Raw genomic sequence first — 19458 nt, forward strand, 5'->3', positions numbered from 1 at the left:
TACGCCGCGCGGTCCGCGCCTGCACCGGGCAACGCCGGGGAACGGCAACAATGGAACCATGGCATCGAATACCCGGTCAGCGAGAGACGCTGCAGAGAACAAACTGTCCGTCCGCACCAAATGGGCCATCGCAGGATTCGTGGCAGGCGGCTCCCTCGCCGGTCTCGTGGCGGCCGGATCCTCTGCGCTCGCCGTCTACTTTGCCCGCCGTGTCATCACTCCCGCAGCCCGCCACGAGGACCAGGAAGTTCTCGCAGTCATCCGTGGCGACAAAGGCTTGCAGGTCATCCTCGCCGCTACCCCGGACTCGACCATCGATGGCGTCTTCAGCCTCTTTTTCGCCGGTGGACAAGGACACGCGAGAATTGGCCGGATCGTGTCATATTCGCCTGCCGAACAAACGGTGCTCCGCGAGGTTGAGGAGGTCTACAGTGGCAATCTCCCAGAGGCCCGCCGGGCCTGGTGGAGCGGCGCTACCTACCCGGACCCTGCCGCCATCGGCCTTGCGGCCGAGGACGTGGACATAGACGTCGACGGCGGTAAGGCGCCGGCGTGGTTGGTCCGCGCCGAAGCGTCGTCGCCTGCCACGGTCTGGGCCATCATGGTGCACGGGCGCGGTGCGACCCGGCTGGAGGGCCTCCGGGCTGTCCGGACTGCCCGGGACCTGGGCTTGGACAGCCTTTTGATCTCCTACCGCAACGACGGCCTGGCCCCCTCTGCCCTGGACGGGCGTTACGGACTGGGATCCACAGAATGGCGCGACGTGGAGGCTGCCATCGAATACGCACTGGATCATGGCGCGGGGGAGATAGTTCTTTTCGGATGGTCCATGGGTGGGGCGATCAGCCTGCAGACCGCCGATCTCTCCAAGTACCGGCATGTCATCCGGGCCTTGGTTCTGGACGCCCCGGTCATCAATTGGGTGAATGTCATGGCCCACCATGCCGAAATGAACAGAATTCCGTACACAGTGGGGCGCTATGGGCAGCTGATGCTGGGGCACCCGCTGGGGCGCAGGCTGACCGGTTTGTCCGCGCCGGTGGACCTGAAGGCCATGGACTGGGAGGCCCGCGCCGTGGAATTGCGCACCCCCACCCTGCTGATCCATAGCGTCGACGACGACTACGTGCCGTTTGGGCCTTCCGCCAGCCTCGCAGAGAAGAACCCGGAGATGGTCACCTTTGAGCCGTTTAACGGTGCGCGGCACACCAAGGAATGGAACGTGGACCCGGAACGGTGGGAGCGCGTGGTTCACGCTTGGTTGCAACGACAATTGGCTCCGCGGAACAACCCGGGCCAGACAGGTGTCGCAGGTCAGGCGGGTGTCTAAGGTCAGGCGGGTTTCAGGACCTGCCGGCTAGAGCCTGCCCTTGGCAGCCGGCGATGTGCCGATGGGCGCAACAGAGGCCTTGGTGAGCCTGATGAGGTCCGCCGGGGCAAGCTCAATGTCCAGTCCTCGGCGGCCTCCGGAGACCAGGATTGCTTCAAATGCCAGGGCGGATTCGTCCAGGACCGTGGGGGAGGACTGGCGTTGTCCCAGCGGAGATATCCCACCCAGCACATATCCAGTGCGGCGTTCAGCCGCCTTGGGATCGGCCATGGCTGCTTTCTTGGCACCGAGTGCCGCAGCGACGGACTTTAGGTCGAGGTTGCCGGACACGGGGACAATGGCTACCGCCAGGCTGCCTTCAACGTCAACCATCAGTGTCTTGAAGACCCTCGCGGGTTCGATGCCCAGGACTTCGGCGGCCTCAAGGCCGTAACTGGCAGCCGCTGGGTCATGGGAATACGGGTGCAGCACGAAGGGAACGCCGGCCGCAGCAAGTGCTGCAGTAGCCGGCGTTCCCTGTGAAGCCATCTTTTTGGCCATACCGTGTGGGTGTGCCTTTCAGTGTTCCAGTCGGCTCAGTGTTCCAGCCGGCTTGCGGCTGCAACTTTGCGCTTGATGCGGCCGAGCATGGCAGTCATTCCGCGCATACGAAGGGGAGTGATGGCCCGCGTCAGGCCCAGCAGTTCGGGCATGTCGTCCGGAACAGCAAGGATTTCTTCGGCGGTGAGTCCGTCGAGGCCCTCGTGCAGGACGCCGGCAAAGCCGCGGGTGGTCGGCGCCTCCTGGGGAGCCTTGAAGAAGAGCCGGTAGGCGCGCGCACCGTCAGGATTCTTCTCCGACTCGATCGTGAGGAACAGCGGGGACTGGCATTCCACAACCTGCTCCAGCAACTCAGGGTGGTCCTTCAGGCGCTCCGGAAGCTCCGGAAGGCCCCTGGAGAACTCCAGCAGGAGCTGCAGACGGTCAGGCTCCGTCAGTGCCTGGAAGTCATCGACGATTTCCGCCAGCGCGGTGGGCAAAGTGTACGTACTCATCTCTTCCAGCTTACGCACTACGGCGTCGAATGCATCTTGTGTGCAGGAACACTACGAGGGGCCCGAACGACCGAACTAGTTGCTTGCGAAGGCAGCTGGAACGGAACCGCGCTCGGCACCCTTGACGATGGGAACGCGCACGGCGTTGCCCCACTCGGTCCAGGATCCGTCGTAGTTGCGGACGGTGTCGAAGCCCAGGAGGTACTTCAGGGCGAACCAGGTGTGGCTGGAGCGTTCGCCGATCCGGCAGTAGGCCACGACGTCATCGCCGGCTGCGAGCCCGGCCTCACCCAGGTACAGGGCTTCGAGTTCCTCGCGGCTGCGGTAGGTACCGTCTTCTGCAGCTGCGCGGGCCCACGGAATGGATGCGGCCGTGGGGATGTGGCCGCCACGGAGTGCGCCCTCTTCGGGGTAGGCAGGCATGTGGGTACGCTGTCCCGTGTATTCCTCGGGGGAGCGGACATCGATCAGGGGGTTTCCCAGGTGCGCCAGGACATCTTCCTTGAACGCACGGATGGGAGCGTCGTTGCGCTCTACTTCCGGGTACTCGGCGGCTGTGGGCTTCGATACCTCGGTGGTCAGCTCGCGGCCTTCGGCGATCCACTTGTCGCGGCCGCCGTCCAGGAGACGGACGTCCTCGTGGCCGAAGAGAGTAAAGACCCAGAGGGCGTAGGCAGCCCACCAGTTGGACTTGTCACCGTAAATCACCACGGTGCTGTCACGGGAGATGCCCTTGGAGGCGGCGAGGGCGGCGAATGCTGCGCCATCCACGTAGTCGCGGGTGACTTCGTCATTCAGGTCGGTGTGCCAGTCGATCTTGACGGCGCCCGGGATGTGGCCGGTCTCGTAGAGGAGGACGTCTTCATCGGACTCCACGACAACCAGCTTGCCGTCGGCAATGGCGCCGTCTGCAAGTGCTGCCGCGAGCCATTCGGTGGACACGAGGCGTTCAGGGTTCGCGTACGAAGCGAACTTTTCGTTCTGTTCAACGGGGTAGGACATGGTGATGGCCTTTCACTGACAACGGACGGAGCCAGGCCGTGGAGGATGGTGCAGGTGCCAGCCCGGCGTGCTCCCAACACTAACCACGGGTCGCCAGGAATGCTTCCCTGTGGTCATACGGTGAAATATGGGCTTGGTCACGTGTCCGTTCCGTGCCCTCCGATGCCGGTATTCTTGCTGGGGACCTAATACCGAAGGAACGGACCACCGTGGTACAGATCGAACAACTGGCTGCCCGCACACCGGCAGTCTCCGTGGAGGAACTCCTCAAGGGTTTCTACCCGTCTCCGCGATTCGGAGAGGTATCGTTCGACAGCTACCGGCCCGATCCTACGCAGCCCAGCCAAGCCAATGCTGTGAAGCTCCTGTCTGCCTTTGCCGATGGTGTGGGCTCCGATGACGGCGGCGGAATCTTCAAGAAGCTGTTTGCCAAGAAGGCGCCCGCCACGAGGGCAGGAATATACCTTGACGGCGGCTTTGGTGTGGGCAAAACCCACCTCCTGGCCTCGTTGTGGCACAGGTCGCCAGGGCCAAAGGCTTTCGGCACATTCGTTGAATACACCAACCTCGTTGGGGCGCTGTCATTCCGTAAAACCGTGGAGGCTCTCAGCAGCTACAAACTGGTGTGCATCGACGAATTCGAACTGGACGATCCCGGCGACACCGTGCTGATGTCCCGCCTCATGCGTGAATTGGCCGACGCCGGCGTCAAGCTCGCTGCCACGTCCAACACGTTGCCCGGCTCGCTGGGTGAAGGGCGTTTTGCGGCCGTCGACTTCCAGCGCGAGATCCAGGTCCTGGCCGACCAGTTCGATGTCGTGAGGATCGACGGTGAGGACTTCCGCCACCGTGGCTTGCCGGCTGCCCCGGCACCCCTCAAAACCGAAGAGCTCAAGCACCGCATGAAGGCAGAATTCGACGGCAAGACGGTGGCTGTGGATGATTTCGGCACGCTCGTCAACCACTTGGCCGCCGTCCACCCCAGCCGTTACCGGCAGCTCATCTCGGGTGTGGAAGCAGTGGTGTGGAGCGACGTGGAAACCATTACCGAACAGGCGGTCGCCCTCCGCTTCGTGGTGTTGGCCGACAGGCTTTACGACAAGGACGTGCCCATCCTGGCCAGCGGCGTCCCTTTCGATAAGCTCTTTACCGAAGAAATGATGACCGGCGGCTATACGAAGAAGTACTTCCGCGCTGTGTCCAGGCTGACCGCACTGGCCCGCGAGGCCCAAAACCACGAACCTGCCTGATTCAGGCCTTCTGAAGGGGCTCCCTGCTCTTCAGCATCCAGCGAACCAGGATACCTCCAGCCAGAGCCCAGAAAGCAGCGCCTACACCGGCGAAGCTGAGTCCCGATGCTGCCAGCAGGAATGTGATGCACGCCGGAATACGTTCTTCGGTGACGGCCAGCGCGGAGGATATTGACGCGGCTAAGGTCCCCAGGAGTGCGAGACCGGCCACGGCCTCAAGAAGTCCGGGCGGGGCCGCAGCTACCAAGGTAACAAGCGCGGCGGAGGCGGCTGCAAGGAGCAGGTAGGCGAAGCCGGAGACGAAAGCTGCGATCCAGCGCCTGCCATGGTCCTTGCCCGCCTCCTCACCCGCGGCCAGCGCCGCGCTGAGTGCGGCCAGGTTGATTGCATGGCCTCCGAAGGGTGCGCCGACTATGGTTCCCGCGCCAGTGACCAGCATGGATGACCGCCATGGCGTGGTGTACCCAAATGACTTCAATACTGCGACGCCGGGAATGTTCTGCGACGCCATGGTGACGATGAACAAGGGCAGGGCAAGGCCTATGGCGGCTTCCATGGAGAACGCAGGCGTGGTCCATTCCAGCCTGGGCAGAAGGCTCTGGCCAGGCACGTGAACGCCGTTGGACACAATGTGGATGCCGATGACGGCCAACGCGACCAGCAGTGACGCCGGAACCGACCAGCGTGGTGCGAATTTCATCAGGACCACCCAGCACAACACCACTGGTGCGATGAACAGGGGAGCCGAGCCCAGCGACTTGAAGGGCGCCAGGCACAGGGGGAGCAGTACCCCGGCAAGCATTGCTTGCGCCAGTGCGGTGGGGATCATCGCCATGAGCCGGCCCAGGACGGGAAGCAGGCCAGTCAGGACGATCAGCACGCCGACGATCAGAAACGCACCCACCGCGGCCGGCCAGCCGCCGTCGACCATTCCAGCGGAGGCGAGCAGTGCCGCGCCGGGCGTTGACCACGCAAGGGTGACTGGCATCCTGGACCGCCACGACAGCCACAGGATGCCCAGGCCAAAGGTGAGGGTCAGCACCAGCAAGCCACTGGATGCTTGTGCCTGATTTGCCCCCACAGACTGCAAACCTGCAAGGACAACAGCGAACGACGATGTGAAGCCGACCAAGGCGGTGACAATTCCTGCTGTGATCGGTGGTCCCAGCGTCTCCCGGGTGGCACGGCTTTGGGTGGCTGGCGGAGAGACGGAAGGCATGGGATCCAAAATACCCGACCCAGGGGCGGAACCTTGCGACCGGTGCCGTCCCGTTAAACGCCAAGGGCACCGGTGGCGCCTCTCGGCGGGACCGGTGCCCCCTTGACGTATCTGGTACGGCGGCTCAGGCAGCTATGGCTGCTTCGGCTCATCCGTGACGGGAGCCTGTCCAGGCTGGCCGTCGTTCTTGGCCACGAAGTCGGAAGCGGCATTCTGGACCTTGTCGACGTGGCCGGCATACTTGCCGCCCGTCTTGTTGTCCACAAAATCCCCGGCTTTTTCGATGCCATTCTTGATGGCTTCTTCGTTGCCTTGAATGAGACCCTGAGCCTTGCCCTTCAGGTCGTCAATTAAACCCACGGGCACCTCCCTTCCATCGCGGAGCCAGTTCGCTCCTCCGCGTCCGACCCTAACACCAGATGTTATGGGTGCCAAGGGTTCGGGGCGGGGCTGTGAACAAACTACGCCAATGGCTTACTTTCCACCTTATGGCGCGGGCTGTCCGGGTTCATCAGCGAGTGCCTTCGGCCGTAGGCGAAGTAGATCACCAGCCCGATGACCAGCCACACTCCGAAACGCAACCAGGTTTCCCAGTGCAGTTGGAACATGAGGAATGCCGAAGCAAGGACGCCGAAGGCGGGAACCACCGGCATGAGCGGCAGGCGGAAGGTACGCGGAGCGTTGGGCTTGGTGTAGCGGAAGACAATCACGGAAACACAAACCACCACGAAAGCAGCCAGGATGCCGATGTTGGTCAGGTCGGCCACTTCCTTGATGGGGAAGACTCCGGCAAGGAACGCCGAGGCAACGCCGGCGATCCATGTGACGCGCTGTGGCGTGCCGTGCCGGTCCGTCTTGGCGAACCAACCGGGCAGCAGGCCGTCGCGGCTCATGGAGAACCACACGCGCGTGACGCCCAACAGGAAGGTCAGCATGACGGTCAGGATGGAAAGCACCGCGAACACCGAGATGATGGTGGCAATGACGGGCAGTCCAACCCCCTGGAACGCCGACGCGAAGCCAGCCGTGGGGTTGATGTCCTTGTAGTTCTGCATGCCGGTCAAGACCAGCGTGGCAGCTACGTACAGGAGCATGGCGATGATCAAGGACAGGATGATGGCCTTGGGCATGTGCTTCTTGCCGTCCTTCGCTTCTTCGGCCGCTGTGCTCATGGCGTCATAGCCGAAGACTGCGAAGAAGACGGTTGCGGCGCCGGCGATGACCGGACCGAAACCGCTGGGCATGAACGGGTTGTAGTTCTCGGCGTTGACGTAGAAAATGCCGAGTCCGATGATGAACAGGATCAGAATGACCTTGATGGCCACCGCTACAAGTTCGAACCGGCCGAATGCCTTTGTGCCCCGGCTGAGGATCCAAGTGACCAGGAGGCAGACGAGGATGGCGGGGAGGTTGATGATGCCGCCCTTGCCCTCATCTGCGGTGGAGGTCATCCATGTGGGCATATGGATTCCGATGCCCGAGAGGAACGCGTCGAAGTAGCCGGAGATGCCGATGGCAACCACAGCCACGATGGCGATGTACTCAAGCAGGAGATCCCAGCCAATGAACCAGCCAATGATCTCGCCGAGGGCGACGTAGCCGTAGGTGTAGGCCGAGCCGGCACGGGGGATCATGCCGGCGAATTCGGCATAGGAAAGTGCCGCAGCGCCGGAGGCCAGGCCGGCGATCAGGAAGGAAATGAGCACGGCAGGGCCTACGCCCGGGGTCCCCTCACTGCCGTGGGCTACGAGGCCCGCCAGCGAAAAGATTCCGACGCCGATAATTCCGCCGACGCCTATGGCGGTCAGCTGCCACAGGCCCAGACTCTTGAAGAGTCCGCTGTGCTTGTTTTCTTCCTCGATATCGTCGATGGGCTTGCGCCTCAGGACGGACTTGGAAGCCGTCTGTTGGTTCATGGGGGTACTCCTGCCAGTTGGCGTGGAACGGTGATGAGCTCGCAGTACATTATGCGAGCCGAATCACATTAGATAAAGCGAATTCTTCTGAGGGGTATCAGTTACTTCAATTGATGAATGGAGTATTAGCTGCATGCGGGCATAAAAAAAGCAGCTCCGAGGAGCTGCTTTCTTTAATCTGGAGCGGACGACGAGATTCGAACTCGCGACATCCACCTTGGCAAGGTGGTGCTCTACCAGCTGAGCTACGTCCGCACATGCTGTCTGCCGGGCTGATGCCTGGCGGTCAACAACAAACAAGTTGCCTTGTTCTGGTGGGCGATACTGGGATCGAACCAGTGACCTCTTCCGTGTCAGGGAAGCGCGCTACCGCTGCGCCAATCGCCCGTTTCCGGGTCCTTCTATGTCCTTCAAAAGGAGAGCGGACGACGAGATTCGAACTCGCGACATCCACCTTGGCAAGGTGGTGCTCTACCAGCTGAGCTACGTCCGCACATGCTGTCTGCCGGGCTGATGCCTGGCGGTCAACAACAAACAAGTTGCCTTGTTCTGGTGGGCGATACTGGGATCGAACCAGTGACCTCTTCCGTGTCAGGGAAGCGCGCTACCGCTGCGCCAATCGCCCATGCATCCAGCCAACTGCTGGAAGACATGGTTTTCACCGAGGTGGGTACGGGATTCGAACCCGTGTATACGGCTTTGCAGGCCGCTGCCTCGCCTCTCGGCCAACCCACCGTGTAAGCAGGATTCCGAGGAATTCTTGCCTTGACAGTGCCTTGCGAGCGGACGACGAGATTCGAACTCGCGACATCCACCTTGGCAAGGTGGTGCTCTACCAGCTGAGCTACGTCCGCAGTGTGGTTTTGACGGCCAGCCCTGCAGGCTTTCCGTCGCTTTCCGACGAGTAAAAACTCTATAGGAGGTTGTTGCAAACTCCAAATCGACGGTGGGGATTTGGTTTCGGAGGCCGCTGGATCCTTGTCATTACGCGGTCTGCGGCGAGTTTCACTGTTGTAATTCCATTGCTGTAGTTCCATGCGGTCATGGCGGTGCTGACCGGTTTTGCAATCAGGCCGGGGTCGGTTAGTGTTTTCTATGCACCCGGGCGATTGGCGCAGTGGTAGCGCGCTTCGTTCACACCGAAGAGGTCACTGGTTCGAACCCAGTATCGCCCACCAAGAGAAACCCCCGAAATTCCGGGGGTTTCTGGGTTTCTGAGGCATTTCCTCCACTCCGGTACCTGCGTGGGACTCGCGAACGAGGTCCTTGAATCCTGCTCGGCAGGATGATGCCTACCTATTGGTCCCAATACCACGGGGACACCACTCCGGTACTACGGTGGGTACCACGACGAATACGTTTGTGTCAGGAGATGACACTGGGTACTTTAAGGACATACAAGAGAGCCCTCGGGATCCACTGAGCATCGAATCTCAGAATCGTAAGGTCCCGATAGGAAGCCGTGAAGCGCAGATGAGTCGCAGGGTGCGGGTGGCTTCTGCTGCCTGGGAATTTTTCTTGTCGACCAAAACCATTTCTCGTCCTGCACGTGCCGATGATGTTCTCCGCGCTTATTCCCTTCCCGATGTTGCTGAACGCCTGTGCGTCAGCCTGAAGACCGTCCGCCGGATGGTGGATTCCGGTGAGCTAGAGACCTTCCACCCCTACCGTAAGGGCCGGACCGTTCGCGTAAGCGAGCAGACGCTCCGCGATCTCTTTGCTGCTGGTGATACGTAGTCTGATGGCACAGGCGTGCGGAAGAACTTATTGGGTCTGAAAAGTTAGGGGGCTGCCATTTGTGGCCGTCGATGAGACCTCCACACAGATTGGTTTCGGAAACGCTGATTGCTGGGACTCCATGAGGAAAGCCATACCTCCTGCATTGTTATGTTGACCGCTTTGATGGGCTAGAGGCGCATAGCTCATAGCTCCTCTGTGTCGTCTGCCGAAGAAACATGGAGCCTCTCGATCGCGAGCGTCAGCGTCATTGGCGGTGGAACTTCACCAAGGGGCAGGCTGCACTGTCTTTCGACGTCGGTAGGACCCGTCTCAGCTCAGAAGATGGTGGCCGTGTTGTGGGGGATCTCGGCACTTCTAAAGCGTACCCAGCCCGAGTGCCGGCCAAGAGCCAGTCCAGTCTTTCGGGGGACCACCCCCAGCGTTCCATCAACCCAATGGCCGTCTGCGAGCCGTTCCTGACAAAAGTCCATGCGCACCTACTCCAGCAGTGGGGCAGTCCCCCGTTGGTCATGATGAGCTTGTTTGTGGTCGTTGATTGATCGAAGGTCTTCACGCTGTACCCATGGGATACATAAAACTGCTGGACTCTTTGCCTGAGTGTCTCGCGCTCGGTGGTGCTGAGGGGTCCCATGGTCCGCGCACCAGCGAACGATTTGCCGTTTCCGGTTCCCTGGTAGTTGCAGTAGCCACCGGCCGGTACGTCCTCGATCACCCAGTCGCCTGGTGACAAGGCCTGGATCTCATCGAGGAGTCCGAAGAACTCCGTTCTGGCTGCTTCCGGGGTCGTGGTGACGCCCTTCCCGTCATCGGGAAGCATGTTGCTCGCTGCGGTTTGAGAGGGTGATGGGGCTGTTACAGCACTCCTACCCGAAGACCCAGCGGCGCATCCGGACACAAGCAGCAGCAAGACGGTACCCGTAGAAAGTACGCGCCAGTACCGGCGGCGGTGCAGGGTCGTCATCGTTTCCTACCGGAATTTGCCTTCCGGGTCGGAAAAACAACGGGTGTTCCCTCCGAGGGCGATGCCGTATTTGCCTGTGGTGAGTCCCATGACGAACTTTTCGGGGCCGAACACGTCGGTTCTTCTGACAAAGTTCTCGCCTCCGTCGGTGTGTTGCTTGACGGTGAACCCTGTGGTTTCGAACTCAGCCTTGACCTTGTCGTGGAGAGCGTCCATTTCTTCCCGGCTCAGCGGGCTTCGGGTGGCATCGAAAGAGACTTGGGTGCCTTCAGTGCCGAGAGGGCCATCACAGACCCCTCCGGGTTTGTCTGGCGTGACCTTTGACCAGTCGCCCGGGGCGTGGGCTTGAATCTTGGTGAAGAGGTCGAGATATTCCTTGCGGGCTTGTTCTGATCCCATGGTCTGCTCCGCAGTGCTGGTAGGAGGATTGGTGGTCGTCGTGGTCCCGCACCCTGCAAGGGTGAGAAGAATGATGGCTGCGGCGGGAAGGACACGTCTGTAAACGGGGTGGAGTTTGGTGGTCATCGTTTCGCATTCGTGAGTTGATCGTGCAGACCGAGAGAGATCTTGGCTTGGTTAATGCTTGACTCGGTTCTCCTGTCGAAGTATCCGTAGATGCCGTTCTCGCCTCCAGTTTGTCCATCATGGGTCTTCGTGGGGTGCTCGATGGTGCCATCCGGTGCTGTGGAGCCGTCCGTGCCGAAGGTGACGGCCCCGAACCCTGGGTCGGTGGTGTATTTGCGGTACGAGCCAGCACCATGCCCGATCACTGCTGTGTAGTCCACGGTGTAGGTTCCCCGGTAAACGGTGCCGCCGGGGTTCAGGTGGAGATCTTTCACGGAGGTCACGTTATCAGGGGCCCCAACGTCCCCGACGAGAACGAGGTTATCGACCGGTAGCCCCGGGTTTGCTGCCTCCATGGCCCCGAGGGAACCCATGGAGTGCCCAACGGCTGTTGTCATGGCTGCGTTGCCGAGGCTGTCATGAACAGCGTTGAACCCAGTCACGTCGTTGCGAAGGGCAGCCCCCACGACTTTTGCCTGATCGTTGCTGAACACACCGAGGTCCTTGGCTGGTTCAACGCCAATCCAGGCAACGACAGCAAGACGGTCCGGGTCAATTCCATGAGGGACAGCAAGTTCACGTTGATCGACTCTTTGATCCTTGGCCTGCTTGGTTTTGGAGGACATGTCATGGCCAACGGTGGTATTCAACCCGGGGACCTGGTAGGTGACGTTCTTGGCGGCGTCGAGGTCCCCGACGGAAATCGACGCGCCATATCCGGTCTCTGATCCTTGCCGCAGTCCAAAGGGAACGAAGCTTACGAGTTGAAAAGCCGATGACTCGTCATCGACGTCGGCAACTTTGGGGTCGCCATTGGTGTCGTAGAGCGTGTCCCAGATTTTGTTGACCATGCCTTCCTGGGAGCCTTCATCAACTTCTCCGCCGTGCTCGTCGCGGTACTTCTTCAAGTAGTCGTGCATCTGCAGCAACTTTTTGCGGTTGGCAAGGTCCCGGGCGGACGCGGTGACACCGTTCAGGTTCCCAATAACGTCCGGAAGTGCATCGATCAGAAGGTGCTGTTCTTCACCGACGGTGACTTTCCCGGTGGCAGGCTCGACGGTGTGGCCGAGGCCAGACCACCACGTGGCTGTGGCTACGGGGTCCAGTCCTGGTTGGGTCAGGAGTTCCCGCAGCCGGGCGGTGCCACCATTACCGAGCCAAACCTTCAGTTGCGCTGCACTCATGGTTCCGATGTCGTTCAAACCCACTTGGTTTGGTGCTGCGTACTGGATGAAGAGCCCGTTGAGCATGCTGTCCGCCACGGCGCCGCTGCCGGCTGTTTCGAATGCGGTGGCGACCTGCTCTATCCAATCGGCGTCTGCTGCGTTGGCGGCGAGCAACCGCTCAAAACCAGCAACAAACGATTCAGTCTCGATGTTCACCCAGGAACAGGATGCTGTGAAGCCGCTCCAGGCGTTCCGGACTGCGACAAAGTGTGAGTTCAAGGTGTTCGTGGCCGTCCGGGACATCGACGCGAAGCCGCGCAGCTTGCCCGGGTCAGCCGAGGTGGTTCCGGTTCCTGGTCCGCCGGCGAACCGGGGCCGGTCCCGCGGCGAAAACACCGCTGAAATAGCCGGTGCAGGGACCGGCGTGCTCTCGGGCATCGGGTCCAGGACCATGGTGGCGACGGTTGCGGATGCTTCGGCGATGTTCCCGGAGAGCAGGTGCTGTTTGCGGATGTTGTCGCGTTGCTGCCAGGCTTCCATGTTCTTTTGCCGGGCTTTCTCTTGCCGGGCCCTGTGCTTGGCCTCGCCGACGTCCTCGGCCAGAACCGCGAGGACACCTGCCAGCTTGCCGCGATCATCGGACCTGATGCCGCAGGCGTCCTTGAACAGGCGCCCGTGGCCGCCGTTGAAGTCCTGCACTGCCTGTTCCACGGCCCCATGCAGGAAGCCTCCCTCGGCACGCAGGAGTTCGTCGGCGGAGTTCGCGGCACTGATCAGCGCGTCGGCTGCGCCGTCATCAAAAGCAATTCCCATGCCTGCCCCCAAACCCAGAACAATAAATCCAGCGATTAGCATAACCAGTGTTTTTGCGGTTGGGAGTTCATTACGCCGGCCGACTTTAGTATGGTGTATGGCGCGAGGTACCGGTTTGGCTGTGGCGTCCAAATTCTCACTCATAGCTACGAGTCTTGTGATGGTGCTTGAAGGCATGGTGCGGTTCACTGCCATTGGCTGCAGCGATGCTCCTGGTCCTGTGAGCCCACACATGTACTGGAGCAGCGGCGCCGGGTATGAGCAACTGACCTCGGTGTCTGAGGACGGAAAATTGTCGATCCGCGTCGGCCCGGCGTTTCAGGCCGTGCTGGAAGCAGTGATGTCCGGCGACTGAGCCTTTCACCGTCCCGTTCACCTGAGTGTCGATTGCGGATAGGGCGCATGGCGGGGCAGCAATTGCACGGCATTCGACAACCCCGATGGGTATTTCGCGTCACGAAACGCTTCATCGGAGCACTTTCTCCACATGCGTGAAGATGATGAAGCTGATGTGCCTTGGAGCGCTCTTGACCCTGGGCTGCCCTCTGGGGAGCTGGAGGTGACGGCTCCAATCCTTGCGGCGAAGCTGGCCAGACTGTCCCCGGAGCAACTCGCAATGATCTTCCCGCCGGAGAATTCTGTCGGCCCTGTATGACAAAGTCTTTATATGACTGCTCCACTGCTTGCCCACGCTACTGAATACGGCCGGATGTACGCCCGCTCCACCACAGAGCAATTTTCCGTGCCATCCATCACCACGGTGATCGGTCAACAGGCTCACGCCTTGGACGGTTGGTTCAGTTACATGGGCGCGAGCAGCCTGGCGGCGGATCCAGACCTGCCTGCCATCCTTGGAAGCCCGGCAAAAACCCGCCAGGCAATCAACAAAGCCTCCAAAGCCGCAGAAGTCTATAGAGATGCGGCGGCAGCGCGAGGCGACCGCGTGCACACTTACTGCGAGCAGGTTGCCTTGCGTGCCTTGGGGCGTCCGCATCGCCTGCAGGAATGCCGGGACGACCTCGCGGCCAATGGCGAGCAGGCTTTTGCCGCCCGTTTTGACGAATGGTGGGAGCTCTACCGTGTAGAGCCGCTGGCGCCGGAGATCACTGTCTGGAACAAGACAGTGGGCTACGCCGGGACCCTGGACCTCGTGGCCCGGATCAATGGGCGTATCTGCTTGATTGACTACAAGACCAAAGGAACCACGCGGGACGGCACCGTCAAGGCGCTGGACGACAAAGTGGTCATGCAGTTGGCGGCTGGAATGAAGGCCGAGGAAAGCCTGGTGGATCCCATCGCCGGCGAATGGGAACCCTGGAAGTACGGGGACAACCCCATGCTGCTGGCTGTGGCCATCGGTGAGACGGAAGTCCGTCCACAGCGTGCCAACCCGGAGATCCTTAAGCATCACTGGTGGAAGTTCTGCGCTCTGAGGCGGGTTTGGGAAATGTCGGCTGACGTCACCGCAGCGGGACAAGCACTGCTGCCGGTTGCCCCGCCCGTGTTCGCTTCAGCCGGTGCTGCACCCTCGAACAGCGGCAGTGCCATGACCTCAACTAAACTGGCTTAGGCTCCGCAACACCCGGATCCGAGGTTGACGATCGTGAGGACTGACAGCACATGGCAATTTTGAGTATCCGAATCATCGGGGATCCGGTGTTACGCACCGTAGCTGACCCCGTCACCGATTTCGGTCCGGAGCTCGCCAAGCTGGTAGCCGACATGACGGAAACAATGGAGGACGTGGAGGGTGCTGGCCTCGCCGCGCCGCAAGTGGGCGTTAGCCAGCGCGTCTTCACCTACCGCATCGGGGGAGTTGAAGGCCACATCATCAACCCGGTCCTGGAAAACAGTGAGGACTTCCAGCCCGACGAAGTAGAGGGATGCCTCTCCATTCCCGGGTTGGGCTTCCCCGTGCGCCGCTACCGGACCACCCGGGCAACCGGCGTGGACCTGAACGGCAACCCGGTCTCAGTCGAGGCCGAGGGCATGCTCGCCCGGTGTTTCCAGCACGAGACAGATCACCTCGACGGTGTCTTGTACACGGACAGGCTGGAAGGTGATGACCGCAAAGCCGCACTTCGCGCCATCCGAAACGCCAACTACCACGCCATTACTGAGCAGACCACGTCCAAGCGTGCCAACACCGTAGGATCAAGCTTCGGTGGCGGCAGCTTCGGAGCTCCGGAGTGAGGGTACTCTTCGCGGGAACCCCGGCTGTAGCAGTGCCGTCGTTGGACGCTTTGGTCAAGGCAGGCTTCGACATCGTGGCCGTCCTCACCCGGCCGGACGCACCGCTGGGCCGCAAACGCATCCTGACACCTTCGCCTGTGGCTGCCCGGGCGATGGAACTCGGTATTGACGTTATTCGCGCTGCAAAGGTCGACGCCGACACCACAGCAAGAATCGCGGAGTTCGCTCCCGACGTCGCCGCCATTGTTGCCTACGGAGGCATTGTTCCCAAAGCTGCTTTGGGTGTCCCGAAGCACGGTTGGGTCAATCTGCACTTCTCGCTGCTCCCGGCATGGCGCGGCGCCGCCCCCGTGCAGCGTTCCATCATTGCGGGTGACGACATCACCGGGGCCGCAACCTTCCAGCTTGAGGAAGGCCTCGACACCGGGCCTGTGTTCGGAACCCTTACTGAGACAGTTCGTCCCGAGGACACTGCCGGCGACCTGCTGGAACGGCTCTCCATCAGCGGGGCGGTACTGCTGAGCCAGACCCTTTCCGCGATCGACGCCGGTCAAGCGTCACCCCAACCGCAGGCCGGGGAAGTGACCTTGGCTCCCAAGCTGACCCTCGAGGACGGGCGTCTGGACTGGCAACAGCCAGCGCTGGCCGTGAACCGCCGGGCCCGCGGCGTTACCCCTGAACCCGGGGCATGGACCACTCTGGATGGCCAGAGAATCAAACTGGAACCTGTAGAGCTGAGGCCAGAGGTCAAGGATCTGGCGCCGGGATCCATCCGTGTGGATGGCAAATCCGTCCTGGTGGGGACCGGGTCACATGCACTGGAGCTGGGCCGGGTTCAGCCAGCCGGCAAAAAGATGATGTCGTCGGCTGACTGGGCCCGCGGCTTGGCAGCACCCGAGAGAGTGGTATTCGAATGAGCGAGTCCGGCCGCCGAGGCCCCAACAACAGCGGGAGCCGGGATGGCGGCGGGCAAGGAAATCGCGGTCCCCGCGGTGAGAGCAAACGCAACGCCCAGGGCAGGGAGCGAAACAGGGGACCCCAGCGGGGCTTCACCAACAACGCGCCCTCGCAGCGTACGCGTCGGGCGGACCCCGCACGGTTGGTCGCCTTCGAGGTACTCCGTGCCGTAGCTTCCGAAGATGCCTACGCCAACCTTGTCCTTCCAGCCCGCATCCGTGAACACCGCCTCGACCGGCGGGACGCAGGGTTCGCCACCGAGCTGAGCTACGGTGCGTTGCGCGGACAGGGCACCTACGACGCCATCCTGGCCCGTTGCGTGGACCGTCCACTCGAACAATTGGATCCCGCAATCCTGGATGCCCTGCGAATTGGCGCCCACCAACTGCTGTCCATGCGCGTTCCGGCGCATGCCGCGCTGGACCAAACCGTTGGCCTGGCACGCGCAGTCATCGGGGCTGGCCCGTCAGCACTCATCAACGCCGTGCTCCGCAAAGTCACCGCCCACAGCATGGACGAGTGGTTGGAAATCTTGCTGGATCAGGAAACGGACGAGACCAAGATCGCCGCTCTGCGCCATGCCCACCCGGAATGGATCGTCCGCGCGTTACGGCAATCGCTGGTGAACCACGGGCGGCCGAAAAACGAAATCGACGCCCTGCTGGAAGCCGACAACGCGGCGCCCGTGGTCAACCTGGTGGCCTTGCCCGGTTTGGGGGACCTTGACGAGGCCTTCGACAATGGCGCTACCGCAGGTGAGTTGGTGGAGGATTCAGCCCTCTCTGCTGGCGGGGACCTCGGCCGCTTTGAATCGGTGCGGCGCGGCACTACCCGCGTACAAGACGTGGGCTCGCAGCTTGTTGCCCGTGCCTTGGCCGGCGTCGAGCTGGGGGAGTCTCCCGCCCAGGGGGAACGGTGGTTGGACCTGTGCGCCGGTCCCGGCGGCAAAGCGGCACTCTTGGCTGCCTTGGCGTACCGCGACGGGGCCACCCTCTTGGCCAACGAGCCTGCACCGCACCGGGCCAAGCTGGTTCAGCAAGCGCTCTCGGCTGTTCCCGGTGAGGCCTGGAAGGTGCGGACAGGCGACGGTCGTGACGTCGGGGCCGAGCAGCCGGAGTCCTTTGACCGTGTCCTGGTGGACGTCCCTTGCAGTGGTCTTGGAGCCTTGCGCAGGCGTCCGGAATCGCGGTGGCGTCGCTCTCCCAAGGACATTGGCGACCTCGGCCCGCTTCAGCGGGACCTGCTGAAGTCGGCTCTGGACGCCGTCAAGCCCGGCGGTGTGGTGGCTTACGTGACCTGTTCGCCGCACCCGGCCGAAACCACAGCCGTTGTAACTGACGTGCTTGCCAAGCGCGGGGACCTGGAGCTGCTTGACGCCGGAGAAGCGCTTGACCACGTCAGCCTCACCGGCAGCCTTGGCGCCGGTCACGAGCTCACTGCCCAGCTGTGGCCGCACGTCCACCAGACGGACGCCATGTTCATGGCGATCATCCGCAAGAAGCCGTAGCCACCATTGTCGGGCCGCAGCGAGGGTGGTTCTCCGCCCGCTGCGGCCCTCTCTTGACCACCACCGACCCGAAGGGGCTGCCTTGTCTCAGTGCTGCATCAACCCGAGCATCCTGTCCGCGGATTTCGTCAACCTGGAGGCGGAACTGCAACGGATCAGCAATGCTGATGCCGTCCATGTGGATGTCATGGACAACCATTTTGTTCCGAACCTGACCCTCGGTTTGCCCGTGGTGCAGCGGATCCAAGCTGTCAGTCCAGTTCCGCTGGACGCGCACCTGATGATCACCGACGCCGACCGGTGGGCACCTGCCTACGCTGATGCGGGCGTCGCTTCGGTAACGTTCCATGCTGAAGCCGCGATGGCGCCGGTCAAGCTGGCCCGCGAACTGCGGGCCCGTGGATCCAAGGCCGGCATGGCCTTGCGCCCGGCCACTCCGGTGGAGCCCTACCTGGACATGCTCAGCGAGCTGGACATGCTGTTGATCATGACCGTTGAGCCAGGTTTTGGCGGCCAGTCGTTCCTGGACATTACCTTGCCCAAGATCCGGCGTGCTCGTGCGGCAATCGAGGGTTCGGGCATTGGCGTTGCCATCCAGGTGGATGGCGGCATCACCGAGGAGACCATCATCCGTGCTGCTGAGGCGGGTGCGAACGTTTTCGTGGCAGGCTCGGCGGTCTATGGGCACCAGGACCCCGCAGCGGCGATTGATCGGCTCCGTGCCGCGGGCCAGGCAGTAACGGCGACGTTCGCCTGACGACCGTCACCACATGTTACGAAGATGGCCCGGGAATAGCCGGGACATCTTGGTAGTTGTGGCACAATAACAACACACATACGTGCTCCGGGGTCGGTGTAAGTCCGAACCGGCGGTTATAGTCCGCGACCCGCGAGCCATCGGATTCCAAGTGATTGGATCTCCGATGGCAGACGGTTGAACTGGTGAAATTCCGGTACCGACAGTTAAAGTCTGGATGGGAGAAGCACGTACAGTCATGCCGTGGGCGTTCCTTTAGCGACGCCCGGCATTGCGCTGTCGTACACCCCCGGAGTCATCGCGGCTTACTGGGAAGGAACGGCATGGACTTTCTGCGATGGCTCTTCGAAGCACAGATCCCCGTTGGAGGATCTGCTCTTGTCTTACGCGAAGTGCTTGGAAACATCTTTGGGCTCCTCAGCGCCCTCGGCGGTATGCGCCGCAAAGTCTGGGCCTGGCCGATCGGCATAGTCGGCAACATCCTCCTGCTCACGGTCTTCCTGGGCAACGTCTTTGGTGCAGCAGCGCCAGCCACGCTATGGGGGCAGGCTGCCCGGCAGATCATGTTCATCGCTGTCGCAATATACGGCTGGTACCGGTGGCAGCAGGGACGTCAATCGAGTGCCCAAGGGCGCGCAATCGTCCCAGGTTGGGCCAGCAACAAAGTTCGTATTGCGCTGATCGGCGCCATGGTTGCCGGCACGGCAGCCCTGACGCCTTTGTTTGACTCCCTCGGCTCCTACCCGCCCGTCTGGGCTGACGCCTGGACGTTCACGGGATCTCTGCTGGCAACCTACGGCATGGCGCGTGGATGGACTGAGTTTTGGCTGATCTGGGTGGCCGTCGACATCGTGGGAGTGCCGCTGCTGTTCAGCGCCGGCTACTACGCAAGTGCGGTCATGTACCTGTTCTACGGTTTCTTCACCCTCACCGGATTCTTCGTGTGGTGGCGGGCAGAGAAACGTGAACGGGCCAGTCGGGAGAGCGGCAGTCCGGTCGTCGTTGCCGCATCCGCGGGGGTTGCCCGGTGAGCGCGGATACCACTGTTT

19 protein-coding genes, 7 tRNA genes and 1 riboswitch are annotated in these 19458 nt (G+C 61.8%); of the genes, 12 read left to right on the forward strand and 14 right to left on the reverse strand.

The window, feature by feature from the left end; translation table 11 throughout:
- The first annotated feature begins 58 nt into the window (after positions 1-58).
- Complete coding sequence (locus N7568_RS20830; RefSeq protein ID WP_261611671.1) at positions 59-1330, forward strand: alpha/beta hydrolase family protein; 1272 nt, start codon at positions 59-61, stop codon at positions 1328-1330.
- Between the two features lie 27 nt (positions 1331-1357).
- Here N7568_RS20830 and ybaK read toward each other — a convergent pair whose 3' ends face one another.
- From ybaK to N7568_RS20845, 3 genes are all read right to left on the reverse strand, one after another.
- Positions 1358-1870: a Cys-tRNA(Pro) deacylase gene (gene ybaK, locus N7568_RS20835; RefSeq protein ID WP_261611672.1), complete on the reverse strand. Its 513-nt coding sequence runs from the start codon at positions 1868-1870 to the stop codon at positions 1358-1360.
- 35 nt (positions 1871-1905) lie between these two features.
- Entirely contained in the window at positions 1906-2364 is a 459-nt protein-coding gene (locus N7568_RS20840) for a SufE family protein (protein ID WP_261611673.1), read from the reverse strand.
- A 75-nt stretch (positions 2365-2439) separates the two neighbouring features.
- Complete coding sequence (locus N7568_RS20845; protein ID WP_261611674.1) at positions 2440-3366, reverse strand: sulfurtransferase; 927 nt, start codon at positions 3364-3366, stop codon at positions 2440-2442.
- Positions 3367-3575: 209 nt separating this feature from the next.
- On the opposite strand from N7568_RS20845, the gene zapE reads away from it, so the two are divergent.
- Positions 3576-4616, forward strand: a complete 1041-nt coding sequence (gene zapE, locus N7568_RS20850; RefSeq protein ID WP_261611675.1) for a cell division protein ZapE — start codon at positions 3576-3578, stop codon at positions 4614-4616.
- Between the two features lies 1 nt (position 4617).
- Here zapE and N7568_RS20855 read toward each other — a convergent pair whose 3' ends face one another.
- From N7568_RS20855 to N7568_RS20895, 9 genes are all read right to left on the reverse strand, one after another.
- A complete protein-coding gene (locus tag N7568_RS20855) occupies positions 4618-5835 on the reverse strand; it encodes a benzoate/H(+) symporter BenE family transporter (RefSeq protein ID WP_261611676.1) in 1218 nt (405 codons plus the stop codon).
- Positions 5836-5967: 132 nt separating this feature from the next.
- Complete coding sequence (locus tag N7568_RS20860; RefSeq protein WP_089594572.1) at positions 5968-6201, reverse strand: antitoxin; 234 nt, start codon at positions 6199-6201, stop codon at positions 5968-5970.
- A 95-nt stretch (positions 6202-6296) separates the two neighbouring features.
- The gene (locus tag N7568_RS20865) at positions 6297-7751 is read right to left on the reverse strand and encodes an amino acid permease (RefSeq protein WP_261611677.1); all 1455 of its coding nucleotides are present in this window, start codon (positions 7749-7751) and stop codon (positions 6297-6299) included.
- A 179-nt stretch (positions 7752-7930) separates the two neighbouring features.
- Positions 7931-8006 (reverse strand) — tRNA-Gly (locus tag N7568_RS20870).
- 57 nt (positions 8007-8063) lie between these two features.
- Positions 8064-8138, reverse strand: a tRNA-Val gene (locus N7568_RS20875).
- A gap of 33 nt (positions 8139-8171) precedes the next feature.
- Positions 8172-8244: transfer RNA gene (locus N7568_RS20880), tRNA-Gly, on the reverse strand.
- A 57-nt stretch (positions 8245-8301) separates the two neighbouring features.
- Positions 8302-8376, reverse strand: a tRNA-Val gene (locus N7568_RS20885).
- A gap of 39 nt (positions 8377-8415) precedes the next feature.
- Positions 8416-8486 (reverse strand) — tRNA-Cys (locus N7568_RS20890).
- A gap of 46 nt (positions 8487-8532) precedes the next feature.
- A tRNA-Gly gene (locus tag N7568_RS20895) sits at positions 8533-8605 on the reverse strand.
- A 249-nt stretch (positions 8606-8854) separates the two neighbouring features.
- Here N7568_RS20895 and N7568_RS20900 point away from each other — a divergent pair.
- From N7568_RS20900 to N7568_RS20910, 3 genes are all read left to right on the forward strand, one after another.
- Positions 8855-8929, forward strand: a tRNA-Val gene (locus N7568_RS20900).
- Between the two features lie 340 nt (positions 8930-9269).
- Entirely contained in the window at positions 9270-9488 is a 219-nt protein-coding gene (locus N7568_RS20905) for a helix-turn-helix domain-containing protein (RefSeq protein ID WP_261611678.1), read from the forward strand.
- A gap of 565 nt (positions 9489-10053) precedes the next feature.
- Positions 10054-10218 (forward strand): hypothetical protein, encoded by a 165-nt coding sequence (locus tag N7568_RS20910; RefSeq protein WP_261611679.1) that lies wholly within the window; start codon positions 10054-10056, stop codon positions 10216-10218.
- A gap of 240 nt (positions 10219-10458) precedes the next feature.
- Here the strand turns inward: N7568_RS20910 and N7568_RS20915 are convergent, their stop codons facing one another.
- Positions 10459-10977 (reverse strand): hypothetical protein, encoded by a 519-nt coding sequence (locus N7568_RS20915; RefSeq protein ID WP_261611680.1) that lies wholly within the window; start codon positions 10975-10977, stop codon positions 10459-10461.
- Complete coding sequence (locus N7568_RS20920) at positions 10974-12995, reverse strand: alpha/beta hydrolase family protein (RefSeq protein WP_261611681.1); 2022 nt, start codon at positions 12993-12995, stop codon at positions 10974-10976. Before N7568_RS20920 ends, N7568_RS20915 begins: the two co-directional genes overlap by 4 nt.
- A 97-nt stretch (positions 12996-13092) precedes the next feature.
- On the opposite strand from N7568_RS20920, the gene N7568_RS20925 reads away from it, so the two are divergent.
- From N7568_RS20925 to pnuC, 7 genes are all read left to right on the forward strand, one after another.
- Positions 13093-13350 carry a hypothetical protein gene (locus tag N7568_RS20925; protein WP_261611682.1) on the forward strand — a complete coding sequence of 86 codons (258 nt, stop codon included), beginning with the start codon at positions 13093-13095 and terminating at the stop codon, positions 13348-13350.
- A 312-nt stretch (positions 13351-13662) separates the two neighbouring features.
- A complete protein-coding gene (locus N7568_RS20930) occupies positions 13663-14565 on the forward strand; it encodes a cytochrome (RefSeq protein WP_261611683.1) in 903 nt (300 codons plus the stop codon).
- A 50-nt stretch (positions 14566-14615) separates the two neighbouring features.
- The gene (def, locus tag N7568_RS20935) at positions 14616-15188 is read left to right on the forward strand and encodes a peptide deformylase (RefSeq protein WP_261611684.1); all 573 of its coding nucleotides are present in this window, start codon (positions 14616-14618) and stop codon (positions 15186-15188) included.
- Complete coding sequence (gene fmt, locus N7568_RS20940) at positions 15185-16105, forward strand: methionyl-tRNA formyltransferase (protein ID WP_261611685.1); 921 nt, start codon at positions 15185-15187, stop codon at positions 16103-16105. The genes def and fmt overlap by 4 nt, the downstream gene beginning before the upstream one ends.
- Positions 16102-17652, forward strand: a complete 1551-nt coding sequence (locus N7568_RS20945) for an RsmB/NOP family class I SAM-dependent RNA methyltransferase (RefSeq protein WP_261611686.1) — start codon at positions 16102-16104, stop codon at positions 17650-17652. Before fmt ends, N7568_RS20945 begins: the two co-directional genes overlap by 4 nt.
- 82 nt (positions 17653-17734) lie before the next feature.
- The gene (gene rpe, locus N7568_RS20950) at positions 17735-18409 is read left to right on the forward strand and encodes a ribulose-phosphate 3-epimerase (RefSeq protein ID WP_261611687.1); all 675 of its coding nucleotides are present in this window, start codon (positions 17735-17737) and stop codon (positions 18407-18409) included.
- 78 nt (positions 18410-18487) lie between these two features.
- A riboswitch (FMN riboswitch) is annotated at positions 18488-18643 on the forward strand.
- Positions 18644-18732: 89 nt separating this feature from the next.
- Positions 18733-19440, forward strand: a complete 708-nt coding sequence (gene pnuC / locus N7568_RS20955; RefSeq protein WP_261611688.1) for a nicotinamide riboside transporter PnuC — start codon at positions 18733-18735, stop codon at positions 19438-19440.
- Positions 19441-19458: the final 18 nt, after the last annotated feature.

The sequence above is a fragment of the Paenarthrobacter aurescens genome (assembly GCF_025421775.1).
In the GTDB taxonomy this organism is placed as follows: domain Bacteria; phylum Actinomycetota; class Actinomycetes; order Actinomycetales; family Micrococcaceae; genus Arthrobacter; species Arthrobacter aurescens_B.